A 24,996-nucleotide genomic window follows, 5' to 3' on the forward strand; every position below is an offset into this window, starting at 1 on the left:
GATGCGAAAGCTCAGAGTTCTGATTCAGAATCGCGCCGCCGCCTTCATCGTCCCGGGCGGGGACACCGTGGTGATGCACCAACTGCACGAGGAGCTGTCAAAGCTCGACGTGGATGTCAAACTCTGTGCCGGCGAACGGGACGTCTCCGAATTCGACCTCGTGCATATCGTCAACTTAACCATCGGCGATGAAGCGCGACGCTTTCGCGAAAACTGTAATCAGGCCGGCAAGCCCTACGTGCTCACTGCGCTCTATGAGGACTGGCCGCGCTACGTGCGCAAGTCGATCGCGACAATTCCGCTCTTCCGCGACTATCTGCGCGCGGGCCGGAATCAGATGCGCTTCGACGCGGAGCTAAAAGCAATTCGAAACACGAGTGATGGCCCCGTCGTCGAAAACCGCGAGGTGCTTCGCGATGCAGCCGCCGTGTTTGCTTGCGGTGCTACCGAGGCCGCCCGCCTGGTTCGCGACTATGACATCCGGGCGGATCTCGTGCACACCGTGCATTTCGGAGCGGACAGTATCCGACCGGCGAGCGTCTCGGCGATCGAGCGCGTTGCAAAGGAGCTCGGACTTGACCGCTTCGTCCTCTGCTGCGGACGGCTGGAGACGCGCAAGAACCAACTGATGCTGCTCAAAGCGCTGGAACACACTGGCATTCCCATTGTTTTCGCGATCGGCACGGCCAGTGTGCAAGCCCCGTACGTGGAGCTCGTACACCAATACGCAGCCGGCCTCCCCGTGCGCTTCGTTCGCAAACTCGAATCCGAGGCATTCGCCGCGCTCATGAGCGCCGCGGCTGTTCACGTGCTCCCAAGCTGGTTCGAGTTGCCCGGTCTCGTGTCGCTGGAAGCCGCGCTGCTCGGGACGCCGGTCGTAGCGTCTTCGTGGGGTGCAATTACGGATTACCTGACACCCCATAGCATCGAGCTCTGCGAGCCCGATGATCCGGCCTCGATCCACGACGCCGTACGGCGCGCACTGGCGCGCGGCGACGGTTCGAGCGCCGCCACGGAAGCGCGTAAGTTTACCTGGCGTGAATTCGGCTTGCGCACACGCGTGATCTATGAACGCGTGCTCTGCCCCGGCGACCGGAAATCGGCGCGGCAGATTCCCTCTGAAACTTCAATCTCAGCTCAAAATAACGTTCGGGAGAACGCCATGAATTCTGCGACAGCCGACTCTTTTCGATTCGATGCGTCCATCATTATTCCCTGCTACAATCGCGTGGAACTCACCCGCGAGTGCATCGAGTCGATCTGCGCCAACGATCCCGCCGCAAACTTCGAGGTCATCTTCGTCGACAACGGATCCGCGGACGACACCGTCGCCATGCTGAAAGCCATCGAGGGCGACGTCAAATTGCTGCGCTTCTCCAGCAATCTGGGCTTCGCCGCCGCCTGCAACGCCGCCGCCCGCCTGGCCGAAGGACGCTTTCTCGTGTTCCTCAACAATGACACGCGACCGCAATCGGGCTGGCTTGATGCGCTGATGTCCTGCGCGAAGCGGCACGAGCACGTGGGCGCGGTCGGCGGCCTGCTTACCTATCCGGACGGAACGGTGCAGCATGCCGGGCTCGCGTTCAACGATCGCAAGATCCCCTACCATGTCTTTCAGAATTTCCGGCCGGATCACCCCGCGGTTAATACCGAGCGCCGGATGAACGCGGTTACCGCCGCCTGCATGCTGGTGCCAAATTCGGTGTTCGCGCAACTCGACGGCCTGGACCAGGGATATGTCAACGGATTCGAGGACGTGGATTTCTGCCTGCGACTTCAGGAGGCCGGGCTGGCTTGCTACTACACGCCGGAATGTAAAGTCGTGCATCACGAAGAGTCCTCGCCCGGTCGCAAGGATCACGATCGCGAAAATCTCGAGCGCTTTACCCAAAAGTGGGCGAACAAGGTCCAGAGCGACGAGCAGGAACTGCTCGCGCAATACGGGATGACGATTACCTGGGGCGAACACGGCGGTACCTATGGACAGCTGGCCACGAACTCGGTGACCGTTCCCGCCGCGACCGCGAACCCGGTTAACTCCGACTCACTCTTCGATCAGGCGCAGTCGCTCTATTCCGACGGAAACTTCCGCGGCGCGGCGGACCTGTTGCAGCGGATCGTCGAAAGTCGCTTGACGCTCGCTAACGAGGACGGCTTTGAAACCTGGCAAACGCTCGGCAACTGCTTGACGCGTTTGAATGAGACCGCGAGCGCGGAACAGGCGTACTACGAGGCCATTCGCCTGAATGGCGAATCCGAGCGTCCGTACCTCGGCTTGGGTACAATTGCTATGTTGGAGGAAAACTGGCTCGCGGCGCAATACAGTTTCATGACGGCCCTGGCAAAAAATCCAAATGCCCTCAAAGGCGAATTCGGAGTCGGACTCTCGCTGGCGGCGCGCAACCGTCATGATGCGGCCATCGCGCGCTTCGAGCGCGTGCTCGAGAATGATCCGGACAATGCCGAGGCGCTGTTCTACCTGTACCGCTCGGCGATGGAGGCCAACAAGCCGGAGGCCGCGCTGCCGCACCTCGAAAACTACGTTGCCCAGAACCCCGACGATACGAACTTCCTCTTCAACTTGTGCGGAGCCTATTGGAAAGCCGGCCTGCTCACGCGCGCCGTCGAGACCTGCCGCCGGGTGCTCGAACTCGACGCTAATCACGCCGCCGCACATGAGATCATGGCCCACTTCGAAAAATCTCTGATGGTGGATGCCTGACGCACTTGTCATTCAGTGGTCGCGCCTCGGCGATATTCTGCACACGCGACCCCTGCTGGCCGAATTGCGACGACACGATTGGCGCGTCACGCTAAGCTGTGACGAGCGATACCTGCCGGTGGCCCGGTTGCTGCCGGAAGTCAATAACTTCTTGCCCGTTCCGCTCGCGGAGTGGAGCGGGTTGGCGCGGCATGCAGGTTCGCAGCCTGTTCTGCTAAGCCAAATCTGTGCTTTCGCGACATCGGATGAAGGAATGTGCGACTCGGCCATCGTCCTTTCTCGCTCGCTCGCTGCGGTCCGATTCGCGGAAAGCGCGCAGCCGCGGTCGCTGCTCGGCTATCGACGAGAAGACTCAAGAATGGTCACGCCGGATCCGATCGCCTGGATCGAACAGCGCGTCCTTGAACAACGTCCCGCGGCCGTTCACCTTGCGGATGCATGGCGTAGAATGGCGGGTTGCCAGGACGCAGCCGCCGCAGAGCTGCCCCCCGTGGGGGAGCGCCGTTCGCGCTCACCCGGACAACGAACCGTAGCGATCCTCTGCGACTCCGGCGATCCGGTGCGCTCAATGCCGCCGACGTGGGTGGCAAACCTTGCGCATGATCTCGGGTCGCAGGGCAACGTCGCGATTGTCTTGCTGGGGTTGGCGCCTCCGGCTGAGTGTGATGTGCTGGCTGATGCTGGTCGCAACCGGCGCGGACTGTCGGATCGCCGTGGTGCAACCGACTTGGCGGAGCTGATCGCGACGCTTGGTGCGACCGACGTCGTAATCGGAGCGGATACCGGCGCGCTGCATCTCGCCGCCGAGCTTGGCTGTCGCTGCATCGGGCTCTACCACCATACCGCCGTTCCGCACTATACGGCACCATACCGCAAGAACATGTACGTCGGGCAAGTGATCCGGTTTGATGATCGACTGATCAACAGCGTGCTCGACCTTGCGCTGATGGACATTCCGCCCGCGGAAACCACCAACCTTTCCGACAACGGATGCGAGTGGTGGCGCACCGGACTTGACACACACGGTCTGATTCTGGAGCGGCTCGGAGCCGCCGATTCCTACGCGACTTTGCGCAGCGCCGAGCGCCAGCAGTTCTTTGACAATCCCGCGCCGCAGCCCGCAGTTTATCCCGATCTGGACGGCGCTGCCGCCGAACGGCTTACGATCGTGATCCCCGAATGCGGATCTGTTCATTACACGGACGGCCTATTGCGCAGCTTGCTTCGCCTGCCCGCGCAATGCGTGTCGCAGATCGTCGTGGTCTCCAGCGGCCCCGCAGCGCGAAGCCGGCTGCCGGTCACCGATCCGCGAATCACCCTGTTGACAAGTAACAATTCGCTGACCTTCGCACAGGCCTGCAACACTGGCGCAGCCAGCGCGGTCGGCGACTGGCTGCTGTTTCTGAATAACGACGTCGAGCTCACCGCCGGTTCCATTTCGCACCTGTTTGCGGCACGGCGGCGCGGCTCAATCACGACACCTACAATCCTGTACCCGGACGGTACTGTGCAGAATTGCGGTTTGCGCCTGACGTCGCAGGCCATCACGGAGATTTGCCACGGCGAAGCCGTCCCGGTCCCGCAGGATGCTACCGTCGCCGCGGTGTCGGGCATCGCCATGCTCATCGAGGGGCAGCTCTATCGCGAGCTGGGTGGATTCGATGAGGCCTATGTGAATGGCTACGAGGACATCGACCTCTGCTTACGTGCCGCTCAGCTCGGTGCGAACTGTCGCTGTGCCGCCGGTGCCGTCGTGACTCACTGCCGCGGCTCAACCCCCGGTAGATTTCAGGCGGAAGCAGCAAACAAACTGCGATTCGATGATCGATGGGCAGCCACCTTACCGTCCGCATCCGCCTGTCAACGAAGCTCCCGAACGGTGCGGCAATTCGATCTCCTGTTCATCTCGGATGAGCCCGCCGTTTCGGCCGGAGCGATGACGCGTTGGATCCTGCCGCTCGCTCAACTCGATTTACGGCCCGATCGCGATTTCGCATGGATTCAAGCCAACGATTGTGATCACTCAACGATCACTCGTCTGCTTGACAACGCCGCTACCGTGATCATCTTCCGTCCGCTGTCCGACGCACGACTGATCGATTCATTAGTCCAGCGTCGAAACGACCCGGTTCGCAGGCTGGTCGTTGATAGCGATGACCTCATGCTGGACCGCTTTCGACAGGAATCCCGGCGCGGTCAACGGCGCGCGGAATGGGAGCGCGCCTTCTGGAAACTGATGAACGCGGCTGACGTCGTTACCGCAAGCTCAGTGCCGCTCCATCTGCAACTCGCCGCGCACGGCATCGACTCCGTCGTCCTGCATAGTGCGCCGCCGGTCGCCCTCGTCGAAGCCAAATCGAAGCGCCTCGAACATCGTCACGACCTCCGCATCGGATTGATCTCGGGCCCCGCGCATGCGACGGATGTCGGCATGCTGCTGCCGGCCCTGGAGACGGTTCTGGAGCGGAATCCGCGTACCATGCTGTACTACTGGGGAGCTCGACCGGGCGATCTGTGCTACCATCCGCAAGTTCGGATGGGAGGACCACTACTGAGCGACTATGCGCAGCACCTGCAGCGATTAGCAGACTTCGATCTTGACCTGATCTGCGTTCCGCTGATCGATTCCCCGGCAAATCGCGCGCGTACGCCGCTGAAATTCTATGAATGCGCGTTACTGGGAGTCCCCGGCATCTTCTCTCGTGCACAGCCATACAGCGACGTCGTTCAACACGGCCTAACCGGGCTGCTTGCGGATGACCAGCGGAACCACTGGGCTGATGCGTTGGAACAACTGATCGTCAGCGAGCACTTGCGCTCTGCGATTGTGACCCGGGCGCGCGACAAAGTGGCCGCAATCGCAAAGGACCTATGGCTGCACAACGCCTACAATTTGCTGCTCGAGCGGGTTCGGCCTCCAAGGTCATCAAGTCAAGTAGAGCATCTCGAAACCATATGATGCCGGGTACATCCTATCGCCGTTTTGCCAGCTACGAATTGCAGGCGGCCCGGTCCGGTGCCCTCACCGCCGTGCATATTCCGAGTGGCTTGCACATTCACAGCGGGGTGGACCCGGTGGCCGAAGCCGCCGACATCGCCGACTCGCTGGTCACGGAGACTTCCGGCTCGACATTGTTGATCGGGTTTGGATTGGGCTATCTTGCGCAAGCCATCGCGAAATTGTTGATCCCGCCCGCGTCGCTGACGGTGATCGAGCCGGATCCGGCGCTCGCGGCCCTGGCTGACTTGGCTGCCCGCCGCGAGCCCGCGCTCGCTGCCCGGACCTTTCACCTGCTCACGAGCGCCAATCCTGTTGCGCTCGCCGAAGCACTCGCGGATCTGGTGCCTGAATCCAGGGTGATGATCGCGCCCTACTGCGCCGCACTGGCACGAGTCGAGGCGACACCGTTTTCGGAACTCATGATCGCGCTGCAAAGCGAGCGTGCAAGCGCGACGGTTTACAATCCGCTCTTGAAGTCGGTTTCGATCGATGCGCGACATTTGCTGGATGCACTTCCAGCGTGGACAGACTTGAGAATCGACCGTCACAAAACCATGTGTGTCGTGGGAGCGGGTCCTTCACTCGATGCGAGTGTGAGCGCGCTCCGGGAACATCGAGCGCAACTGTCGATTATCGCGGTTAGCGGCGCCTGTCCCGCCCTCGCGGCTGCCGGATTGAACCCGGATGCCGTCGTGGTGCTGGAGCGGCTTCCGGCGGCGGCGCGCGACTTAGCCGATGTGACCGAAGGCACTCCGCTGATCGTGTTCATGTCAACAAATGAGTCCGTGTTGAGCGCACACCACCGTCATTGCTTTCGCGGCGATTCCAATGTTGAGCCACTGCAAGCCCGCGGCGGCACTTCTGTCGTTCCCGCGCTCGACTTCGCGATCGCCGCGAATCCGCCGCGCATCGTGTTGATCGGCGTCGATCTCGGCCAGGGTACCCGCCCATACGCTGCCCACTGCAAGCGGTCCGCCAGCGGCAATACCGGCCTCGCACTGGCGCCTAGATATCGCGCCATGCGCTTTGCGCTCGAGTCGTTGCTCGACAGTCGAGCGGCCGCTCCCCGGGTCTTCCACGTCTTGCCGCAGGGCAGAGAACTGCGCGGAACTTGCCGCGTCGCTCCCTTAGACCTCCATGCGCTGCTGAGTCAGAGCACTTTACTGGTTTCCGCACATGCCTGAAATCGCCGAACTCGAAAAATACGTTCCGTGGGCGACGGACCGCAACGCGATCTCGTCTGCCGGTGACCTGCCCACGACCTACGCGCGCGACAACTCGCCGATCTTGCAGTATGGCGGCGTGCGCTTGCACTCCGCCGTAAATCCGCTGGCTGAGGCAACGGCTTTGATCGCCGCCTTCGAATCGCAGATTGTGGCCGCTGCAACCGGCGGTCGCGTCCGAATTGTGATCCTCGGACCCGGACTTGGCTATCTCATCCAGGCCGCGCAGGAGTTCCTCGCTTGCAAGTGTCCGAACACCGTCGCCGAACTGATCTGCGTCGAAACCGAACCTGCCATCGCGCGTAAAGCGTTGCAACTTCGCGTCTGGGAACCGACGAAGCTTATCTGTCGCTGGACCGTCGTCGGCGCCGGGTTGCTCGAACTTGAGCGGTCCGCCGCGCCGACCGTGGTCCTGCGCGGAACTCCCGGCTACCGAGCGGCGAAAGATCGTTATGAGGCGGCCCTCGGCACCTCCGCGCCGCCATCATCAACCGGCACTCTGCGCATACTCGTTCCTACACCCATGTACGGCGGCTCCTATCCGATTGCCCGCTATTGCGCCGCTGCCCTGAGCAGACTCGGCCATGACGTCGAGTTGTTCGATCTCGCGGAATATCACGGGCCTCACCGCGCACTGGAAAGTCTGACCTCCAGCCCCACGCATCGTCGCGCACTGCAAGGCCTCCATGCCACGCTGCTCAGTGAGATGATCGCCGCACGTGCGATCGAGTTCCGTGCCGATCTGGTGTGGGCGGTGGCGCAGACTCCGCTCGTTCCGGCCACCCTTGCGGAGTTAAAACAGGCCGGAGTGCGAACCGCTTTCTGGTTCGTGGAGGATTTCCGCCTGTTCGACTATTGGCGGGAAATCGGCCCGCATTATGACGCGTTCTTCACGATCCAGCGCGGCCAATTCGTGCAGGCCCTGGCCGATGCCGGAATTCGCAATTCCGCCTACCTGCCGCTGGCTGCCGATCCCCGCGTGCATCGTCCGTTGAATCTCGATCCGGAAGTCCGCACGCGCTTCGGCAGCCGTACGTCCTTCGTCGGCGCCGGCTATCCCAATCGCCGCGCCGCCTTCAGCGAACTGCGGCTCCCGGACTTCAAAATCTGGGGCAACGACTGGCCGGATCATGGACCGCTCGCCACGATCGTGCAGGAGCACGGGCGGCGACTCGAGAGCGCGGAGTGTGTCAACGTCTTCAACGCCACCGAGGTTAATCTGAATCTCCATAGCTCGATGCGCTCGTCGTCCGTCGATCCCGCCGGAGACTTCGTCAATCCGCGGACCTTCGAGCTCGCGGCCTGCGGAGCTTTTCAGCTCGTGGATCGCCGAACGGAGCTCGCCGAGTTGTTCGCGGAAGGTACGGAACAAGTCGTCTTCGACAGCATCGACGAGTTGCCCGGATTGGTGTCCTATTACCTTGACCATCCCGCGCCACGCCAAGTCATCGCCGGCGCCGCGCGCGAGCGCGTCCTGCGTGAGCACACCTACGAGCATCGCCTGGCGACCGCCCTCGATCTGCTGAGCGGCTGGTGGCCGGAGTTAAAGGTTCGCCGTCGCAATCCCAACTACCTCGCGAGTCTGCTCGCGGCCGCTGCGGGGGACGACGAGCTGACCGCCTTTCTCTCCACCTTCGATGGCGAACGTGCCTTGACTCTGGATGATATCGTCGGGCGAATTCAGGACGGCAGCGGGACGCTCAGCCGGCCCGAAGCAATGTTCCTGCTGATGAAAGAATTCCGCGATTGGGGTGTGGAACGGGGGGTTATCGCCTGATGGCGCCCACCGCCGTCATCGTAAATTTCACGCGCCTCGGTGACCTGCTGCAGAGCGGCCCGCTGATTCTCGCGTTGCGCCGCAGACACCCGGAGCGGCAAATCACGCTGATCGTGCTGGATGCCTTTACGGAAGTCGCCCGCCGGTTGCCCGGCGTTGATCACGTGATCGGCTTCGAGCTTGACCGGTTCGTCGGCGAACTCGATTCGCGACACGGCCGTCAGGCCACTGCGCTGCGACTCGCGAAGCAACTGCTGGACGACCATTCGCTCGGCGCGCCGGAGACCCTGGTGAATCTTTCGCACACGCCGCACTCTGCATTGCTCTGCGGCGCGATGCGTCCGCAAAACGCCTACGGCATGGTCCGGCGGGATCGCTCCGGTCCGGAATGCGCGGACCCCTGGCTGCTCTATACCCTGAGCGTCATTCGCGAGCGCAGCCTGAACCCCTTTCATCTCGTCGATATTTATCGCCACGTGTTTGCTCCGCAAAACGCTCCCGCCCGCTTGAGCTTCATGGTGACGGAATCCGATCGCAAGTGCGCGCAGGAACTTCTGACGTCCGTGACGCGTGCGCCTGCGACAGGGCGATTCGTGGTGATGATTCCCGGAGCGAGCACCCCGGAGCGCCGCTGGCCGTCCACGTCCTTTGCAGCGCTTGCGCGCAAGTTGCGCGCAAGCGGCATCGCGAGCGTTGTTGTCGGGTCCCGGAGCGAGGCCGATGTCGGCTCGGAAATCGAACGGGCATCCCACGGCGATGCAACCGCGATCTGCGGACGTACTGATCTGGGCACGCTCGCCGCCATTCTGGAGCGCGCCGACTGCGCCGTCGGCAACGACACCGGCCCGCTGCATCTCGCTACGGCCGTAGGGACTCGCGTCGTGGGACTCTACATCGGCCCGGCCGCCGTGAAAGACACCGGTCCCTACCTCGGCGGAGCGCTTGCCCTTGAGCCTGACTTGTCTTATGCACCCTGCAACTATCGCTCAACCTGCGGCAATTGCGGCTGTGCGCAGGCCATAACGGTCGAGACGGTCGAGTCCGCATTGCTGCACCCGGAACTGCTGCGATCCCTGCCGGGCGTTCGAGTGTGGCGAACCAGTCTGTCCGATCACCACGGCTTCCGGCCGCGGTTGCTGAATCGACCGCACACCGGAGCGTCGCAAGCGGAGTTGGAATTCCTGCGCGCGTTCTGGTTGCGACTCTTTCGCGTTCCGGCGCCCGCTGCGGACCTGACACTCCTGCCGCACGATATTCGCAGGCAGGCCGGCGATACCGCCCGTGCACTGACGGAAATCGCGGCTTGCGCCGTTACCGCCGTCGCGCGCGGAGATTCGTCATGGTCAAACCAGCTGCCCACGCTCGAACAATCCAGTCGCCTGGCCAAACCCATTGCATCATACCTGCAAGTGGCCTGGAGCTGTCTGCCCCGCGACGACGCCCGCCGCTATCTGGCGGCTTTCGAGTCCTTTGTGGAGCTCATGGCGAGAGCGGTTCAATTGCTGAGCGAAGTGAATCGTCCGCTGCCGGTGCGTCGCGGTTCGGGAGTCGTGAATGCATAAAACCCTCGTACTGGCAATCAGTCGCATGGGCGATCTCGTTCAATCCGGCCCGTTCCTGCGACGATTGAAGCGGCGCGATCCGGATGGCGAACTCCATCTGCTCGTCGAGGAGTGCTTCCGCGATGTGGCGGCCATGCTCCCGGCGGTGGATCAGATTCACACCGTTCGCCTCGAGCATTTGCTCCCGGCGCTCGCCTCAGGCGCGAATCATGATCTGCCCTCCGCCATCAGTCATTACCGCGACTACCTGCGCGAACTCCGGGGCGAGGCGTTCGATTCGGTCTGGAATCTGACTCACACACGCCCGGCGACGCTCCTGAACTACTTGCTGGTCGGGGAGCATGGGATGGGCGTCACGCTGGACCGCGGCGGACTCCAACGCGTGAACGCACCGTGGCTGCGCTACTTCTTCGCGACGAATCTCGCGCGCCCCTGGTGTCAATTCAATCTCGTGGATATCTATGCGAACTGCGTGCGTGATGTCGATTGGCGGGCTGAACGATTTCTGCGACTGAACGTTCCGCAGGTAGAGCAAGTCGCCGGCCTCGCGGTAACGAAGTCAACCCGGCCGCCACGCCTTGCGATTCATCCCGGCGCTTCCCATCGCTCCAAGTGCTGGCCGGTCGCGTCCTACGTCAGGCTGGCCCGTGAACTGCGCGCGCGGTGGGGGGCCGAGCTGATCATCATCGGTGGACCGCGCGATTCCGACCTCGCGGAGGCGTTCGCCGGTAGCCCCGGGGTTGTGTCACTGATCGGCCGAACGAATATTCCTGAACTGACGACCGTCCTCGAGTCATGCGACCTGCTGATCACCAATGATTCCGGCCCCATGCACCTCGCCGCTGCCGTCCGAACGCAAGTGATTGCAATCACCGTCGGAACGGCTCTGGCCTCAGAAACCGCGCCCTATGGGTCCGGCCACTACGTCGTCGAACCGACTTCTGAGTGCTTCCCCTGCCTGCCGCAGCGACCGTGCGCGATCTCCGAGTGCGCCAGAACCGTTTCCGTCGAGACGATTTCCGCGCTGGCACAGGCAGCCCTGTCGTCGGTCGCACCGGCGGCCGATGATCTGAGTGCTGCGCGCGTGTTCCGGACCGTTGTCAATCCAACCGATGCGCTGCTTGACCTCGAACCGCTCAATCGCGAAGCGCGCGACCGGCGCTGGGAGCTAAACCACGAACTGCGGCCCATGTGGATCTACGCCATGGAATCAGCAATGGGTCCGGCTACGCCCGATCCGGTTACCACGACCGCGTTGATCGAGGCGGCCCGTAAGGCTCTGGCGGCGGCCTCCGCCGCGCGAAGTTCCGCCGTCGAGCTCGTGCACATCTCGCGCCGGCAACCCCTCCAGGTCCGCCGCTGCTCCGAACTCGGAGGCCGGATCGAACGCGCCGAACGAACGATCGCCGCGACACTCAAGAACGGCGGCCCGCTCGAAGCGCTATGGAACTTCCACCAACTTGGCAGGTCCAGCCTGGCGGGAGTCACGCTCGCTGAACAGAGCACCGAAACCCTGGCGCTTTACGAATGGCTGTGCGCGATCCTCGCTGTCATCGCAGGCACACCGAAATCACCTCAACGACATTTGAGTCTTCCTAACCCCTTGCTTGGAGTGCAGCCATGAAAATCACCCTCAATGGCTTCTTGTTGAATCGCGTCGCCGATGGCGATACCACGGTCGGCCAGGTCCTCGCCGAATTGAAAGACGAAATCCGCTCCGCCGGCAAGGTCGTCAGCGGTGTGGCCCTCGACGGTCACCCGCTCCCGGACGGCTGGCAGCGCCGCCAACGATTGTCCCGCTCCGTCCAAAGCTGCCAGCAACTCGATCTGCTAATTACCGAGCCGGCCGCCCTCCGGCAGCAGACCATCGATCACACGGTCCAGATGATCGGCCACATGCGGACCCAAACTAAACCCATTGCCCGGAAGTTCAGAATCGGCGACGAATTCACCGCCAACAACGAGCTGGCGACTTTCCTCGACGATCTGAAGCTCGTCATGGCGGGTCTCGACCATGTTACACGGGCAACCAAGGAGGCCTCCACGGGTGCCGCGCGAGCCGCCCTCAATACGGCCGTCGGTGAATTGCTCCCGACCCTCGATCGAATCTATAAAGCACAGGCTGCCGGTGACTACGTGACCATCGCTGATGAGTTCGAATACGAACTCCCCTCCTTCATGGCCGGCTGGGATCGAATCCTCGAAGCCATGGCCGCGGACGAGGCCGCCGGGTCCGTCCACTGAGCCGCAAGCCAAACCGAAAAGAAAATCGCACCGCCGCCCGCAAAAATGCTAAAGTTCTGCTCAGGTCTTTCCGATATCTCTATTGAGCCAACCGTTTGCACCGGCTCCCGGATTATCGAAACTACAGGAGCGTGAAGCCATGACACGAGGACGGGGATTCGCAAAACCCAAGCTGTTTTCCATCGGGCAAGTCCATGCCATCACCGGCATTCCCAAGCCGACCATTCGCTACTGGGAAAAGGAGTTCGAACACTTCCTCGATCCACAGCGAACGACCGGCAATCAGCGACGATACGACGATCAGGCCATCGCCGATCTCGAAAAGATCAACTATCTGGTCAAGGTCCAGGGCTATACGATCGACGGGGCCAGACGAAAGCTCGATCTCCTGAAGAAGATCGACAAAAACGAGATTCCGCCCTCCGATCCCGTGGCTGAACTCGCGCGCGCCATGTCCGAGTATCTGCTGAAAAAGCTGGTCAAAGAGTGAAATTTTCAACCATCAAAGGTTAGGAGATAGACGACAAATGTCTACACGTATCAATCACAATCTGCTGTCCCTTGGCGGACAGCGTGCGATCTGGACTACCCAGCGCGAGTTGGATACGGCGGTCCAGCGACTGTCGTCGGGGTTGCGAATCAACTACGCTTGGGACGACCCAACCGGACTCGGAATCTCCGAACGCCTCCGCTCCTCGATCGCTGGCATGGGTGAGGCCGAACGCAATGCCAGCTATGACGTCAACATGCTCCAAACCGCCGAAGGCGCGTTGGCCGTGATCGACGAAAAACTGGTCCGCATGCGCGCCATCGCCGTGCAGGCCGCCAACGGCGTGCTCACCACGCTCGATCGCCAGGTGGCCAATGTGGAATTCCAGCAGCTCAAAAGCGAAGTGGACCGCATCGCCCGCACGACCAATTACAACGGCTTCTACCTGCTCGACGGCAGCCGCGCGTCGGCGACGGCTAACACCGACACCACGCTCGCCCTTGGCTTCAATGCCGTGACCACCGCCTCCTCCGGCACGGGAATCAAATTCCACATCGGCGAAAACAATGTCGTGGGTCAAGACTACTACTACATTAATGTCGCCGCCATGACGGCGTCCGCGCTCGCCCTCGAGACCCTTGACGTCTCCAATACCGCCAGTGCGCAGGCCGCCATCGATTCCCTGATCGATGCGATCAATTCCAAGGATGTCACCCGGACCTTCCTCGGGTCCATGGTCAATCGGTTGCAGAACACGATTCTCAACCTCAAGATCTCGCAAGAATCGGCTACCGCGTCCGAATCCACGATTCGCGATGCCGACTTCGCTGCGGAGATGTCCAACTTCACGCGCGCACAAATCCTCATGCAGACCGGCGTCAGCATGTTGTCCCAGGCCAACCAGATTCCGCAGATCGTCGCCCAATTGGTCGGCTAACGCAACTCGCCTCGCTAACTACTTGATGCAATGACGATTCAACGACGCGAATTGGCAGGCAATGGACGGACTCCCCTGGAGTCCGTCCTGCATGAGTTCAAATTGCACTGCGACCGCCTGTTCCAGCTGTCACGACTGCAATCTGATGCCCTGCAGGATGACAATTATGACCATCTGCTGGAGCTGACCGAGCGGAAAGATGCCGTCTGGAGTCGGGCGGCGGTCCTGGCGGATCAGCTTCAGGAACTCGGAGTCTCCTTTGGCCAGCCCAATTCCTGGGCCGGACCCGAAACTCTGCGCGACGAAATCGCCGGCTGCGCATCGCTGCTCACGCGCGTGCAGGCGGTCGAGCGCTTCAATCTCCGCACCGCCATCCAACATGAGCAAGTCGTCGGTCATCGACTCGGAGAGCTCGTGGTGAAGCGCAGTGTAATGAAGCGCTACGGCGGTGCCCCGCACTCGCAGCACCGCGTCAATTTTCAGCGGTAGCGAACATGTGCGGAATTAACGGTCAGTACGTGCTCACGGAAAACCAGACGCTCGATCACGCGGACGCCGAACGCGTGTCCGCGCGTCTGATCCATCGCGGTCCGGAACAATCCGGACGCTGGAGCGATGAGCGGGCGTTCCTCGGCCACCGCCGGCTGGTCCTCGTGGACGAATGCGGCGGCACGCAGCCCATGGCGGGCGAGCGCGTGGTGCTGGCGTACAACGGCGAGATCTACAATCACCATGAGCTGCGTTCCGAACTGACCGTGCGCGGCCACCGCTTCAAGGGTCGCAGTGACACCGAGGTCGTGCTCGCCGCTTTTCAAATATTCGGAGACGCCGCCTGGAGTCGCCTCAACGGCATGTACTCCGCGGCGGTCTATGACCGCGCGGACCACTCCCTGAGACTCACCCGCGACCCCTTCGGCATTAAGCCGATGTATTACGCCGCCGCCGCGGGGCGTGTCCACTTCGCATCCGAACCCGGATCCCTGGCGGCCGCGACTGACATCGACCGCGCCGGACTGCTGCACTTTCTGCGCTTTGCCCAGCCGGCCTACGCGACGCGCACGATCTTCGACGGAGTCAAGGCCGTTCAGCCCGGCGAGCTGATCAAGCTCCGGCCCGGCCAGATGTCCGCCGAGGAGGTCAATCCGGTTCGCTTCCCCGCGCCTGCCGCCCCCCTGAGCGAGAACACCACCAAGGCCACACTGCGTCACCTCCTGCGGCAGGCCGTCGAGCGACAGGTAGTCGCCGATGCTCCGGTCGGCTTGTTCCTCTCCGGCGGCGTGGATAGTGCAGTGCTCGCTTGTTTGCTGAAGCAAGTTCAGCAGGCCGCGCCTCGCACATTCACCGTGGCCTTAGCCGATGACGAATCCGAATTGCCGCCCGCACGCCTCATGGCCGATAGCATCGGCTGCGATCACACCGAACTGCGGGTCACGGTGCCCGAGTACTTCGCCGCCTGGCGTGAACTCACGCGTCTCCGCGGCCTGCCCGTCTGCTATCCCAACGAAGTGCTGATCTTCGCGCTGGCCCGCGAAGCAAGCAAGTCCGTCAAGCTCGCGCTGACCGGCGAAGGCGCCGATGAGCTGTTCGGCGGGTATTCACATATCGTCGCGTCGCTCACGGCCTTCCTCGCCGGAACTGAAGCCGCGAATCTGCACCGACCCTTGCTTCTGAAGTCGCTCGCCGCCGAATTTCGCGGCGCCGACCTCACGTCACCGTCACGATTCTTCGCCTCCATCACCGCCTGGTGGCCGCTGCACCACTTACTGCCGCTCTTGCGCCCTGCCTATCGCGATACCGTACTGCGGGCGGAGGACGAAGATCCGTACGCCGCCGCTTTCGCGCAGGCCCGTGCACTGCCGCCGGATGCCGCTGCGCGCTATGTGCTAATGCACGTGCACCTGCCCAACCTCCTCGGAAGGCTCGACGGCGCGACCATGGCGGCTTCACTCGAGGGTCGCGTCCCTTATACCGACCGCGACCTCGTCGATTTCGTCAGCGCGCTGCCGCCGCTGCGGAACGGTAGGGTGAACAACAAGGAAATCCTGCGCTCCACCTTCGCGGACTTGATCCCCGATTCGATCCGGCGCCGTCCCAAACGCCCCTTTGATGCCTCTCTTCATACCCTCTTTGCATCCACTGAGGGACAACAAGCGCTGCAGCACTTGAGCCAAAGTGAAAGCTTAGCTGAAATCTTTGAGATGGATCAACTGCGCGTGTGGTTGGATCGCAACCCGGCAAATGTCAATCTGCAACAAATCTGGCTGCTTGTCAGCCTCAATCAGTGGCTAACTCGCAACATCAACTGAATTCGTTAGATACGCAAAACCAATAGGCCTAAATCGCTCAAGTCCCCCTCCGGCGCGCCGATAATTTGAAGGAATCCGCGGCATTTCCGCGGAAGCAAGTTCCGGTTCGCACGATGAAACACCCTGACACGCTCTTCGGAGGAGGACATTCATGAGCACTCGGATTAATCACAACCTGCTGTCGCTTTCTGGGCAGCGCGCGGTTTGGACGACGCAACGGGACCTCGATACCGCGGTCCAAAGACTGTCGAGCGGTCTGCGCATCAACTATGCGTGGGACGATCCGACCGGTCTCGGTGTCTCCGAACGCCTGCGCGCGAATATCGTCGGCATGCAGGAGGCGGAAAAAAACGCGAACTACAACGTCAACATGCTGCAAACCGCCGAAGGCGCGCTCGCGGTCGTTGATGAAAAACTCGTTCGCATGCGCGCCATCGCCGTGCAGGCCGCCAACGGCGTCCTGACGACCCTCGACCGCCAGGTGGCCAACGTCGAATTCCAGCAGCTCAAAAGCGAAGTGGACCGCATCACCAAGACGGTCAACTACAACGGCTACTACTTGCTGGACGGCAGCCACGCCGCCGCCACCGCCAACAGCGACACGACGATGGCGCTCGGTTTCAACGCCGTGACGACCGCCGCCAACACCGGAGGAATCAAGTTCCACATCGGTGAAAACAACGTCGCGGGCCAGGATTTCTACTACGTCAATCTCGGCGGCATGACCGCCTCCGCGCTCGGCATCGCATCCCTCGATGTCTCCAACACCGCCAGCGCTCAGGCTGCCATCGATACCCTGATTGACGCCATCAACTCGAAAGACACCGAGCGGACGTTTATCGGCTCGATGGTCGAGCGCCTGCAGAACACGATCCTGAACCTGAAGATCACGACGGAGAACGCCGTTGCTTCCGAATCCACGATTCGCGACACCGACTTCGCCGCCGAAATGTCGAACTTCACGCGCGCTCAGATCCTGATGCAGACCGGCGTCTCGATGCTCTCGACCGCGAACGGACTGCCAAATCTCGTCGCACAGCTGGTCGGATAAGCCCGACGTGACCCTCCCGTAACGGGTCGCTCGCGTCTGCTCCGACCGATCGGAACCTGCGCGATTGTCCGATTAACCGACCAAGCGGGAGGTCTTATGCCCAGTGGAACCACTACCGTTACCGGAATCTCTACCGGTATCGACTGGGAAACCACCATTCAGCAACTCATGGCCATCGAACGGCGCAAAACCGTGCTGCTCGAAGACCGCAAGAGCGAGAACTCCACCAAGCTCAATCTGTGGGCACAGATCCAGAGCAAAGTGATGTCGCTGCAAAGCGCCGCGGAGAAGATCGACCGTCGATCCGAATTCGCGGTAAAGTCGGCGTCCTCCTCCGACTCTACCACCGTGGGAGTCTCGGTTGATGCCTCTGCAGCGCCCGGCGCGCACTCCGTGGAAGTTCTGCGACTCGCCCGCGCCCATCGCCTCGCCGCGCAGGGCTGGGCCGACAAAAATAGCACCGGCGTCGGTGACAGCGGAGGGGACTTCGTGATCTCGATCAACGGAGAAACCATCACTGTCGCCGACGCCGATCTCTCTTCCGCCACCACGCTCGAACAACTCGTTAACCTGATCAACAACGACGCCGAAAATGCGGGCAAAGTAACCGCCTCGATGCTCGATGACGGGTCCGGATCAAACCGCTACCGGCTCGTGCTCTCCGCTGCCGAGACCGGGGCGGACAACGCAATTTCCGTTACCAGCAACCCCACGGCGCTCGATTTCAGCGCCAATCGCATCGATACCGCCGAAACCGAAACCGGCTGGACCGGTACCTCCGCGATCACCACCGCCGGTACCTACTCCGGCACGACCAACAAGACCTTCACGTTCACGGTCGCGGGCAGTGGAACTCAGACCCTCGGCGCCGCCGATATTACGCTCGACTGGGTGGACAGCACCGGCGCCACCGGCTCCATCGTCGTGCCCAATGGCTACTCCGGCTCCAACATCACCGTCGCCGAGGGTGTGCAGCTCAGCTTCGCCGCCGGAAACCTCGTGGCCGGCCAATCCTTTGACGTCGATGTCTTCTCGCCCGAGTTGACCGCCGCACAAGACGCCATGGTGCGAATCGACGGCGTCTATATGAACAAAGCGTCCAACACCGTCGATGATGTCTTTACCGGGGTCACGTTCAATCTGCTCGCCGCCGACGCCGGAAATCCCGTGGATGTCACCATCGCCAACGATAACGCCGGTGTCCGCGCCCAAATCGAGGACTTCGTGAACGCCTACAATTCCGTCGTCGGCGATCTCGCGACGTTCTCCAGGTACGATGACAAGAACGAAGTCGCCGCGCCGCTGCTCGGAGACGGATTCCTCAGCAGCATTCGCCAAATGCTCGGCTCTGTCGCCGCGTCCGCCGTCACCGGTCTGCCCGATGACTCGCTGTATGACAGTCTCGCCGTGGCCGGAATCAAGACCAGCACGAATGGTCTGCTCACCATCGACTCGAGCAAGCTCGACGATGCCCTCAGCGATCATTTCGAAGACGTCGCCGACCTCTTCACCAAATCCTTTACCACCAGCGACAGCCGTCTGTTCTTTGTCAGCGATTCGGAACGGTCACTTTCCGGTGACTACGCCATTGTCGCCAACTACGATGCCTCCGGCAATCTGACCTCCGCTACCATCAACGGACAAGCCGCGACCGTGGACGGTAATCTCATTACCGGAGTCGAGGGTACCGCGCACGAAGGTCTCGTCATCGGCTGGAATCGCGTCAGCGGCGCCCCCGGTTCGGCCTCGACTACCGTGCGCTTCGGCAAGGGAATCGCCGGAGAGTTCGCCGCCCACGCCATCCAGATCCTCGATTCCGAGTCCGGCCAGATCCACTTCGCTCAGGAGAACCTGAACGATAACATCGAGTCCCTCGACCGGCAGATCGAGGCTTGGGACTTGCGACTCGCCGCCGTCGAACAACGACTCCGCGATCAATTCTCGCGGCTCGAAACCGCCATGTCGAAAATGCAAAATCAAAGCAGCTACATCTCAAGCGTACTGGGTTAACCATGAAGATCGCCTCGACCATCTCCACCTACAAGCTGCAGGATGTGTCCTGCGGGACCACGCAACTCGTGGTCATGCTGTTCGATTCCGCCATCCGCTACACCAAAGATGCCGCCGGTCACCTCCGCGCCGGTCGCTGGAACGAAAAGGGCCAGGCCGTGGATGCCGCGCTTTCCTGTATCGGCGAACTTCGCAAAGGACTGAACCACGAAGCCGGCGGAGCTGTCGTTGCCCATCTCGACCGGATGTATGACTTCCTTTGCACAAAGCTCACCATGGGTAATGTCGCCAAGGATCCGGTCCAATTCGATCAAGTGGTCGCCTCGCTCGAAGACCTGCGCGCCGCGTGGAATGACCTCTTCAACCGCCTCAAAGCGAGCGGCGCCCTCGTCGAGGCCTGACCCGGCCTTCCGCCCATGTACCGCTGCCGCCCCGGAGTTTGGCCCGTCAATTGCTTCGTATTCGGCTATAACACTATGTATCATCCCTCGACAATTCGGCTATGAAGATCCAGGACATCCGTTCAACACTTCGCGGGATCGATACCCGACCAGAACCCGAACCGGCCAAGACTGCCCACCACCGGGCACCCGAGGCCCCCGGCACGAGCATCCATGGGGATGTTATCGACCTGTCCGCCGCCGCGCAACTCGCTGCGGGAGCGCCGGACGTGTATGCGGACAACGCCAGCGCCGCTACCCTGTCGCCTGAACGTACCGCTGAAATCCGGGCACAAATTCAATCCGGCTTCTACTCCTCCACGTCAACTCTTGCGCAGGCCGCCGCCAAGTTGCGGGAGTTCTACCGGGTCTGATCAACCTACGCCTCGGCCTCACCCGGTTTCCAGTCCAATCTTGCCGCCCTCAGGCCCTTTCGGGCCTTTTTCTTCCTCTGAACCACGGCCAGCCTCCCGCCCGCCAACCGCTCCAAATTCTCACCCGGCAAGGCACGAATATTGCCCAAAATCTGCCATTATCAGTCGGCTGACTCGATCCCTGTGTTGATGCTTAAAGACACCCGCGATTCCCACACTGAACAGACCCGGATCCTGTTGGTCGATGATGACCGGCAGGTGCTCAATGTGCTCGTCGCCGCACTCACCGATTGGGATGTCGTCACCACCTGTGCCCTGACGGCGACCGATGCGATCGCCGACTTCGAGGCCTGCACGCCGCACATTACATTGATCGACCAGATGCTCCCCGGAGCGCGCGGTACCGATCTGATCGCCCGGTTCGCGCAAGGCGATCCCGCGCCGTTGCAATTCCTCGCGACCGGGGCCGCCGATGACCAGACTCTGAAACTGGCCCTGGCATCCGGCGCGTGGTCCGTGCTCTCAAAACCGTATCGACTGTCCGACGTCTTTGAAATCATCGAACTCCAACGCGTGCTCGCTGCGGCCCTGCCCCTTGATGCCGCCCTGAGCGACGAGCACCGCCACGACAACGCACTTACCGTGGCGGTCTCCGAAACTCAGTTCCCGAGTTCCCCCGAAATCGCGCGCATGCTTGCCTTCGTCGGTGGCTTCACCGAACACCGAACCGAGATCAGGCGTGTCGCCGAAATCGTCACCGAACTGACCTGTGCGCTGCGAAACTTGAAACTCAATCACCCGGACATGGCGTCCGCAATCGAACTCCATGCGCTCCCCGATGCCGCAGGCTTCCGCGTTACTTTGCGCTGCGATCAAGCCCGATTCGACTGGCGACGGGAACTGGCCCGGGCACGCAATGACAGCCAATCTTCACGCATCGGCGGTCTCTACCTGGCCTCCTGTCTGGCCTCGTCCGTGGACCTCGATGACGACGGCGCGCTCGCGTTCGTCTGCCGCGCCGGAGCAAATCCGTGATGGAAGCTCTGCAGTCCGCGGCCGCCCATCACGCGACCGGCAGCATGAACGCGCACGCGGCGTTCGATTTCGCCGCGCTCGGAGCGCTGCTGCCGATCGCTTTCCGCGTCGTGACCCACGACCTCAACGTCGTGTACACCTCCGGCGCGTACGAACGGGAGTTCAATGTGGCCGTCCACGGCTGTTGTGAACAGCTCGGACTCCGGCACCACGACGCCGACTGTCCGTCGCTGGCCACCATCCGCAACAGCGAGCCGCAGACCCGCGACCGCTGGCTCGGCCGGATCTACGCCCGGATCACCACCGTGCCCCTGCGGGATGCCGCGGGCCGCGCGATCGCCAGCATCGAGTGGATTAGCGACAATTCGATCGCGAAAAAACTCGAAGCCGCCTTCGCCCGCCAGGCCGATCTCCTCGAGACGATCAACAAAGCCATGATCGACTCCAATCACAATCTGGAGTCCGCGCAAGCCGAGCTCGAAGTCAAGAATCAATCGCTGGAAGAGGTCAACAACAAGCTGATCGAACTCGACCGCCAAAAAGACGACTTCGTCAGCATCGTCTCCCACGAACTGAAGGCGCCGCTGACCTCCATTAAAGGCTCCGTCGATCTGATCCTGCAGCAGCCCGGCGACGCCCTGCCGCCGCAAACCAGAGAACTGCTGACCATCTGCCAGCGAAATACCGGGCGGCTGCATCGCCTGATCATGGATATGCTTGATATCGCCCGGATCGAATCCGGCATGATGAGCTTTCAGATGGCCCCCTTCGAGGTCGGGTCCTGGCTCGAAGAGTGCGCCGGCAACGTCCGCGCGCTCGCGGGTGCAAAAGGCCTGGAGCTCTCCTGCCGGACCAGCGGCGCCGCGACGATCGTGGGTGACCGCGATCGACTGCTGCAGGTGATCGTCAACCTCGCGAACAATGCGGTCAAATTCACCGAGTCCGGTCGGATCGAGATCGAAATGGACGCGAGTCCCGAACGCTTTATTTGCACCGTACGGGACACCGGCGTCGGAATTCCCGAGCATGCGCTGCAAAATATCTTCGACAAATTCTCGCAGGTCAAAGTCGGCGCGCGCCGCGACACGATGGGCACCGGGTTGGGCCTCGCCATCGCCCGCGCGATTATTGCCGAACACGGCGGGGCCATCCATGTCGCAAGCCGCCCCGGTGCCGGCAGCACATTTACCTGCTCGGTTCCGCAACCGCCAACTTGCTCACTCAAACATGCTGCCGGTTCTATTAGTTGAAGATGATGAAGATATTCGGACGCTCGCCGAGTGGAGCCTCCGCTCAACCGGCCTCGCTGTCGTCGCCTGCCAGAGCGGCCGGCAGGCGCTGCAGGAACTCGAACTACGCGCGTTCGCGCTGGTTATTCTCGACATGATGATGCCCGATATGTCTGGTTGCGACGTCATGCGCGAAATGCACTCCCGCTTTGACGGCGACGCCCCGCCCGTCGCGATCTTCTCGGCCCGACCCCGGGACGTCATCATGCGTGATTGCGCCGGCCTGCACGTCGCCGCCATCTTGTCCAAACCGTTTGAACCGGTGGAATTCTCGAACCAAGTCCATCGCTTAGTTGAGCAACAGCCGTGAATAACTGCAGCCCAACCATCGAACAACTTCGCGCCAGCTACCTTAAACGGCTGCCCGACCGCGTCGCCGCGTTGCACCGCGCCCTGGAGCAGCGTGACTTCAACCAGATTCAGCGAATCGCCCACCAACTCCGCGGCTCGGGATTGTCCTACGGCTTTGCGCGAATCTCGGAATCCGCAACCGCGATCGAGTCCGCCTGTCTGGAAGGACAAGTGACCATTATCCGCGCGTGTATCACGGAATTCGATGGCCAAGTCCGTGACCTGCTCGCCTCCCTAGCGGGGGTGGAATGACCGAGGACCGCCCCATGATTCTCGTCGTCAACGATGATCCGGACATGCTGGCGCTGACCCTCTCGCAACTGCGCGAGGCCGGCTACACCGACCTGCGAGCCGCGTCCGACGGCGACGAAGCTCTGCTCAGTGCGCGAACCGAACGCCCCGACTTGATCGTGTCGGATGTCTCCATGCCGCGCGTGGACGGATTCCAGCTCTGTCGAATCCTCCACGCACCGCTATTCGCCGGAAGCGACGCGATCCCCGTCATCCTGACCTCGGCCACCTATCGAGATGTAATCGCCGAAGAAATCGCCCGCAATGTACACGCCTTCGCGTACCTGCAGGAGCCCCATGTCCCCGGTACGCTGATCCGGCTGATCGAAATTGCGTGCGGCCGCGCCACCGCGCAACCCGACGACACCGCCCTGCTGCGCTACCTCGGGCAAATCCTGATCATCGACGATGATCCGGACATGATCGCCCTGCTCGAGAGTCTGCTCACCAGTGACGGCTGGAACGTGACGTCCGCAGCCACCTCCGAGCAAGGTCTCCAATGCCTGAGCCGGCCCGGAATTCAACTCGTGCTGCTCGACTACCATATCCCCGACGGCGACGGACTCACGCTGCTCAAACGAATCAAGTCCGAACAGCCCGGAACGGTCGTCATCATGATGACCGCCGATACCGACGAACAAAAGGTGATCGACCTGATCACCAACGGCGCGGACGACTACCTCCGCAAACCATTCGAATTGGCCAGCGTCAGTGAGGCGTGCAAATCCGCCCTCAACAAGTATAACTTCCTGCGTATTCACGAGCAATTCCAGGAAAAAATGCAGCACCTGCGCTCCGTCAGCGAGTATCTCGATCTCGTGATTAACCTGAGCCAGGAGGCCATCTTCTCCTGCGATCTCGACGGACACGTCAAAATCTGGAACAAGGGCGCCGAACGAATGTACGGCTATGCCGCCGCGGAAATCACCGGCCAGGTCGTGGATGATTTTCTCGATCCGCCCGATTTCAAGCGCAAGTCACCGGACCTGATCAAAATCCTCCTGCAGCGCGGCGGCTCGATGGTCGAGCCTGAAGTGATCCGCCGCAAAAAAAATGGCGACGATGTCCACGTCTATTCCACCTACTCCGTGATTCATAACGCGCAGGGTGAGTATATCGGGTTCTCCGTCATCGAACGCGATGTGACACCGGTGCTGGCGCTCGAAGCCGAACGTATCAAATCCGCTCGACTCCGCGCCATCACTCAAACCGCCGTCACCGCCAACGATCAGATCAACACCCCGCTGGGCGTGATCCTCGGCTACGCGCAGTTCCTGCAACGCAAAACCGCCGCCCTCAGCCCCGATGATGAACAGGCGCTCGCGGTGATCCAGCAACAGGTACTCAAGATCAAGGCGATCATGAACAAACTGAAACTGATGAGCGATCCGATCGTGAAGAACTACTCCATCGAAGGCGTCACCATGTTCGATCTCTCAAAGTCCCTCTGACATCGATGCAATTCTACTTCCTGCATAAACCGGCCGCAAGGTGAACATGGAAACACTGAAAAAGAAAGTCCTGGTCGTCGATGACGACGAAGTAATCCGCGACCTCCTGATTAACTTCCTCAAGTTCTCAGGATACGAGGGCATCGGAGCGGGAAACGGGCAGGCCGCCCTCGATCTGGTCATGGTCGAACCCCCCGACATGATCATCACGGACATCCACATGCCGTTCATGAATGGATTCCAGCTCTTGCGGGCCGTGAAACGGCTGAACCCGGAACTCCCCGTCGTTTTTATTACCGGGTTCGCCCACTTCCGCCGCTTCTTCGCCGACAAGACCGCGCGCGCCGACGGCTTCCTCGAAAAACCGTTCTCGCTCGAAGCGATCGACAGCCTCGTGAAGAAGTTCCTCTAACTCCGCGTGGAATACCCGCGGAGCGACCCG

At 61.6% G+C, this 24,996-nt stretch carries 21 protein-coding genes; all 21 read left to right on the plus strand.

Annotated features, from left to right (window positions below; genetic code table 11):
- Nucleotide 1 precedes the first annotated feature (1 nt).
- Complete coding sequence (locus HZB60_01005; GenBank protein MBI5058340.1) at nucleotides 2-2,722, plus strand: glycosyltransferase; 2,721 nt, start codon at nucleotides 2-4, stop codon at nucleotides 2,720-2,722.
- Nucleotides 2,715-5,681: a glycosyltransferase gene (locus HZB60_01010; GenBank protein ID MBI5058341.1), complete on the plus strand. Its 2,967-nt coding sequence runs from the start codon at nucleotides 2,715-2,717 to the stop codon at nucleotides 5,679-5,681. The genes HZB60_01005 and HZB60_01010 overlap by 8 nt, the downstream gene beginning before the upstream one ends.
- Entirely contained in the window at nucleotides 5,678-6,907 is a 1,230-nt protein-coding gene (locus tag HZB60_01015; GenBank protein ID MBI5058342.1) for a DUF115 domain-containing protein, read from the plus strand. The genes HZB60_01010 and HZB60_01015 overlap by 4 nt, the downstream gene beginning before the upstream one ends.
- Complete coding sequence (locus tag HZB60_01020; protein ID MBI5058343.1) at nucleotides 6,900-8,723, plus strand: glycosyltransferase; 1,824 nt, start codon at nucleotides 6,900-6,902, stop codon at nucleotides 8,721-8,723. The genes HZB60_01015 and HZB60_01020 overlap by 8 nt, the downstream gene beginning before the upstream one ends.
- Nucleotides 8,723-10,285, plus strand: a complete 1,563-nt coding sequence (locus HZB60_01025; protein ID MBI5058344.1) for a glycosyltransferase family 9 protein — start codon at nucleotides 8,723-8,725, stop codon at nucleotides 10,283-10,285. Before HZB60_01020 ends, HZB60_01025 begins: the two co-directional genes overlap by 1 nt.
- A complete protein-coding gene (locus HZB60_01030; GenBank protein MBI5058345.1) occupies nucleotides 10,278-11,909 on the plus strand; it encodes a glycosyltransferase family 9 protein in 1,632 nt (543 codons plus the stop codon). Before HZB60_01025 ends, HZB60_01030 begins: the two co-directional genes overlap by 8 nt.
- On the plus strand, nucleotides 11,906-12,529 hold the full coding sequence (locus HZB60_01035; protein MBI5058346.1) for a hypothetical protein: 624 nt from the start codon (nucleotides 11,906-11,908) through the stop codon (nucleotides 12,527-12,529). The genes HZB60_01030 and HZB60_01035 overlap by 4 nt, the downstream gene beginning before the upstream one ends.
- 139 nt (nucleotides 12,530-12,668) lie before the next feature.
- On the plus strand, nucleotides 12,669-13,019 hold the full coding sequence (locus HZB60_01040) for a MerR family transcriptional regulator (protein ID MBI5058347.1): 351 nt from the start codon (nucleotides 12,669-12,671) through the stop codon (nucleotides 13,017-13,019).
- 37 nt (nucleotides 13,020-13,056) lie between these two features.
- Nucleotides 13,057-13,956, plus strand: coding sequence for a flagellin (locus tag HZB60_01045; GenBank protein MBI5058348.1), 900 nt, complete (start codon nucleotides 13,057-13,059; stop codon nucleotides 13,954-13,956).
- Nucleotides 13,957-13,986: 30 nt separating this feature from the next.
- Complete coding sequence (flgN, locus tag HZB60_01050) at nucleotides 13,987-14,445, plus strand: flagellar export chaperone FlgN (GenBank protein MBI5058349.1); 459 nt, start codon at nucleotides 13,987-13,989, stop codon at nucleotides 14,443-14,445.
- Nucleotides 14,446-14,450: 5 nt separating this feature from the next.
- A complete protein-coding gene (gene asnB, locus HZB60_01055; GenBank protein ID MBI5058350.1) occupies nucleotides 14,451-16,262 on the plus strand; it encodes an asparagine synthase (glutamine-hydrolyzing) in 1,812 nt (603 codons plus the stop codon).
- A 151-nt stretch (nucleotides 16,263-16,413) separates the two neighbouring features.
- Nucleotides 16,414-17,313 (plus strand): flagellin, encoded by a 900-nt coding sequence (locus HZB60_01060; GenBank protein MBI5058351.1) that lies wholly within the window; start codon nucleotides 16,414-16,416, stop codon nucleotides 17,311-17,313.
- A gap of 96 nt (nucleotides 17,314-17,409) precedes the next feature.
- Nucleotides 17,410-19,323 carry a flagellar filament capping protein FliD gene (gene fliD / locus HZB60_01065; protein ID MBI5058352.1) on the plus strand — a complete coding sequence of 638 codons (1,914 nt, stop codon included), beginning with the start codon at nucleotides 17,410-17,412 and terminating at the stop codon, nucleotides 19,321-19,323.
- Between the two features lie 2 nt (nucleotides 19,324-19,325).
- A complete protein-coding gene (gene fliS, locus HZB60_01070; GenBank protein MBI5058353.1) occupies nucleotides 19,326-19,724 on the plus strand; it encodes a flagellar export chaperone FliS in 399 nt (132 codons plus the stop codon).
- A 101-nt stretch (nucleotides 19,725-19,825) separates the two neighbouring features.
- The gene (locus HZB60_01075) at nucleotides 19,826-20,137 is read left to right on the plus strand and encodes a hypothetical protein (GenBank protein ID MBI5058354.1); all 312 of its coding nucleotides are present in this window, start codon (nucleotides 19,826-19,828) and stop codon (nucleotides 20,135-20,137) included.
- A 189-nt stretch (nucleotides 20,138-20,326) separates the two neighbouring features.
- A complete protein-coding gene (locus HZB60_01080; protein MBI5058355.1) occupies nucleotides 20,327-21,172 on the plus strand; it encodes a response regulator in 846 nt (281 codons plus the stop codon).
- A gap of 44 nt (nucleotides 21,173-21,216) precedes the next feature.
- Nucleotides 21,217-22,422: a HAMP domain-containing histidine kinase gene (locus tag HZB60_01085; protein ID MBI5058356.1), complete on the plus strand. Its 1,206-nt coding sequence runs from the start codon at nucleotides 21,217-21,219 to the stop codon at nucleotides 22,420-22,422.
- Complete coding sequence (locus HZB60_01090) at nucleotides 22,400-22,771, plus strand: response regulator (GenBank protein ID MBI5058357.1); 372 nt, start codon at nucleotides 22,400-22,402, stop codon at nucleotides 22,769-22,771. The genes HZB60_01085 and HZB60_01090 overlap by 23 nt, the downstream gene beginning before the upstream one ends.
- A complete protein-coding gene (locus tag HZB60_01095; GenBank protein MBI5058358.1) occupies nucleotides 22,768-23,064 on the plus strand; it encodes an Hpt domain-containing protein in 297 nt (98 codons plus the stop codon). Before HZB60_01090 ends, HZB60_01095 begins: the two co-directional genes overlap by 4 nt.
- Before the next feature lie 14 nt (nucleotides 23,065-23,078).
- Nucleotides 23,079-24,554, plus strand: a complete 1,476-nt coding sequence (locus HZB60_01100) for a response regulator (GenBank protein MBI5058359.1) — start codon at nucleotides 23,079-23,081, stop codon at nucleotides 24,552-24,554.
- 46 nt (nucleotides 24,555-24,600) lie between these two features.
- Nucleotides 24,601-24,966, plus strand: a complete 366-nt coding sequence (locus HZB60_01105) for a response regulator (protein MBI5058360.1) — start codon at nucleotides 24,601-24,603, stop codon at nucleotides 24,964-24,966.
- Nucleotides 24,967-24,996: the final 30 nt, after the last annotated feature.

The sequence above is a fragment of the candidate division KSB1 bacterium genome (genome assembly GCA_016214895.1).
Taxonomy (GTDB): Bacteria; Electryoneota; RPQS01; order RPQS01; family RPQS01; genus JACRMR01.

What these genes read in the sequence shown, in the direction of transcription:
- HZB60_01005 (MBI5058340.1), top strand. Translation starts at nt 2, where the DNA reads ATGCGAAAGCTCAGAGTTCTGATTCAGAATCGCGCCGCCGCCTTCATC.
- HZB60_01010 (MBI5058341.1), top strand. Translation starts at nt 2,715, where the DNA reads ATGCCTGACGCACTTGTCATTCAGTGGTCGCGCCTCGGCGATATTCTG.
- HZB60_01015 (MBI5058342.1), top strand. Translation starts at nt 5,678, where the DNA reads ATGATGCCGGGTACATCCTATCGCCGTTTTGCCAGCTACGAATTGCAG.
- HZB60_01020 (MBI5058343.1), top strand. Translation starts at nt 6,900, where the DNA reads ATGCCTGAAATCGCCGAACTCGAAAAATACGTTCCGTGGGCGACGGAC.
- HZB60_01025 (MBI5058344.1), top strand. Translation starts at nt 8,723, where the DNA reads ATGGCGCCCACCGCCGTCATCGTAAATTTCACGCGCCTCGGTGACCTG.
- HZB60_01030 (MBI5058345.1), top strand. Translation starts at nt 10,278, where the DNA reads ATGCATAAAACCCTCGTACTGGCAATCAGTCGCATGGGCGATCTCGTT.
- HZB60_01035 (MBI5058346.1), top strand. Translation starts at nt 11,906, where the DNA reads ATGAAAATCACCCTCAATGGCTTCTTGTTGAATCGCGTCGCCGATGGC.
- HZB60_01040 (MBI5058347.1), top strand. Translation starts at nt 12,669, where the DNA reads ATGACACGAGGACGGGGATTCGCAAAACCCAAGCTGTTTTCCATCGGG.
- HZB60_01045 (MBI5058348.1), top strand. Translation starts at nt 13,057, where the DNA reads ATGTCTACACGTATCAATCACAATCTGCTGTCCCTTGGCGGACAGCGT.
- flgN (MBI5058349.1), top strand. Translation starts at nt 13,987, where the DNA reads ATGACGATTCAACGACGCGAATTGGCAGGCAATGGACGGACTCCCCTG.
- asnB (MBI5058350.1), top strand. Translation starts at nt 14,451, where the DNA reads ATGTGCGGAATTAACGGTCAGTACGTGCTCACGGAAAACCAGACGCTC.
- HZB60_01060 (MBI5058351.1), top strand. Translation starts at nt 16,414, where the DNA reads ATGAGCACTCGGATTAATCACAACCTGCTGTCGCTTTCTGGGCAGCGC.
- fliD (MBI5058352.1), top strand. Translation starts at nt 17,410, where the DNA reads ATGCCCAGTGGAACCACTACCGTTACCGGAATCTCTACCGGTATCGAC.
- fliS (MBI5058353.1), top strand. Translation starts at nt 19,326, where the DNA reads ATGAAGATCGCCTCGACCATCTCCACCTACAAGCTGCAGGATGTGTCC.
- HZB60_01075 (MBI5058354.1), top strand. Translation starts at nt 19,826, where the DNA reads ATGAAGATCCAGGACATCCGTTCAACACTTCGCGGGATCGATACCCGA.
- HZB60_01080 (MBI5058355.1), top strand. Translation starts at nt 20,327, where the DNA reads ATGCTTAAAGACACCCGCGATTCCCACACTGAACAGACCCGGATCCTG.
- HZB60_01085 (MBI5058356.1), top strand. Translation starts at nt 21,217, where the DNA reads ATGAACGCGCACGCGGCGTTCGATTTCGCCGCGCTCGGAGCGCTGCTG.
- HZB60_01090 (MBI5058357.1), top strand. Translation starts at nt 22,400, where the DNA reads ATGCTGCCGGTTCTATTAGTTGAAGATGATGAAGATATTCGGACGCTC.
- HZB60_01100 (MBI5058359.1), top strand. Translation starts at nt 23,079, where the DNA reads ATGATTCTCGTCGTCAACGATGATCCGGACATGCTGGCGCTGACCCTC.
- HZB60_01105 (MBI5058360.1), top strand. Translation starts at nt 24,601, where the DNA reads ATGGAAACACTGAAAAAGAAAGTCCTGGTCGTCGATGACGACGAAGTA.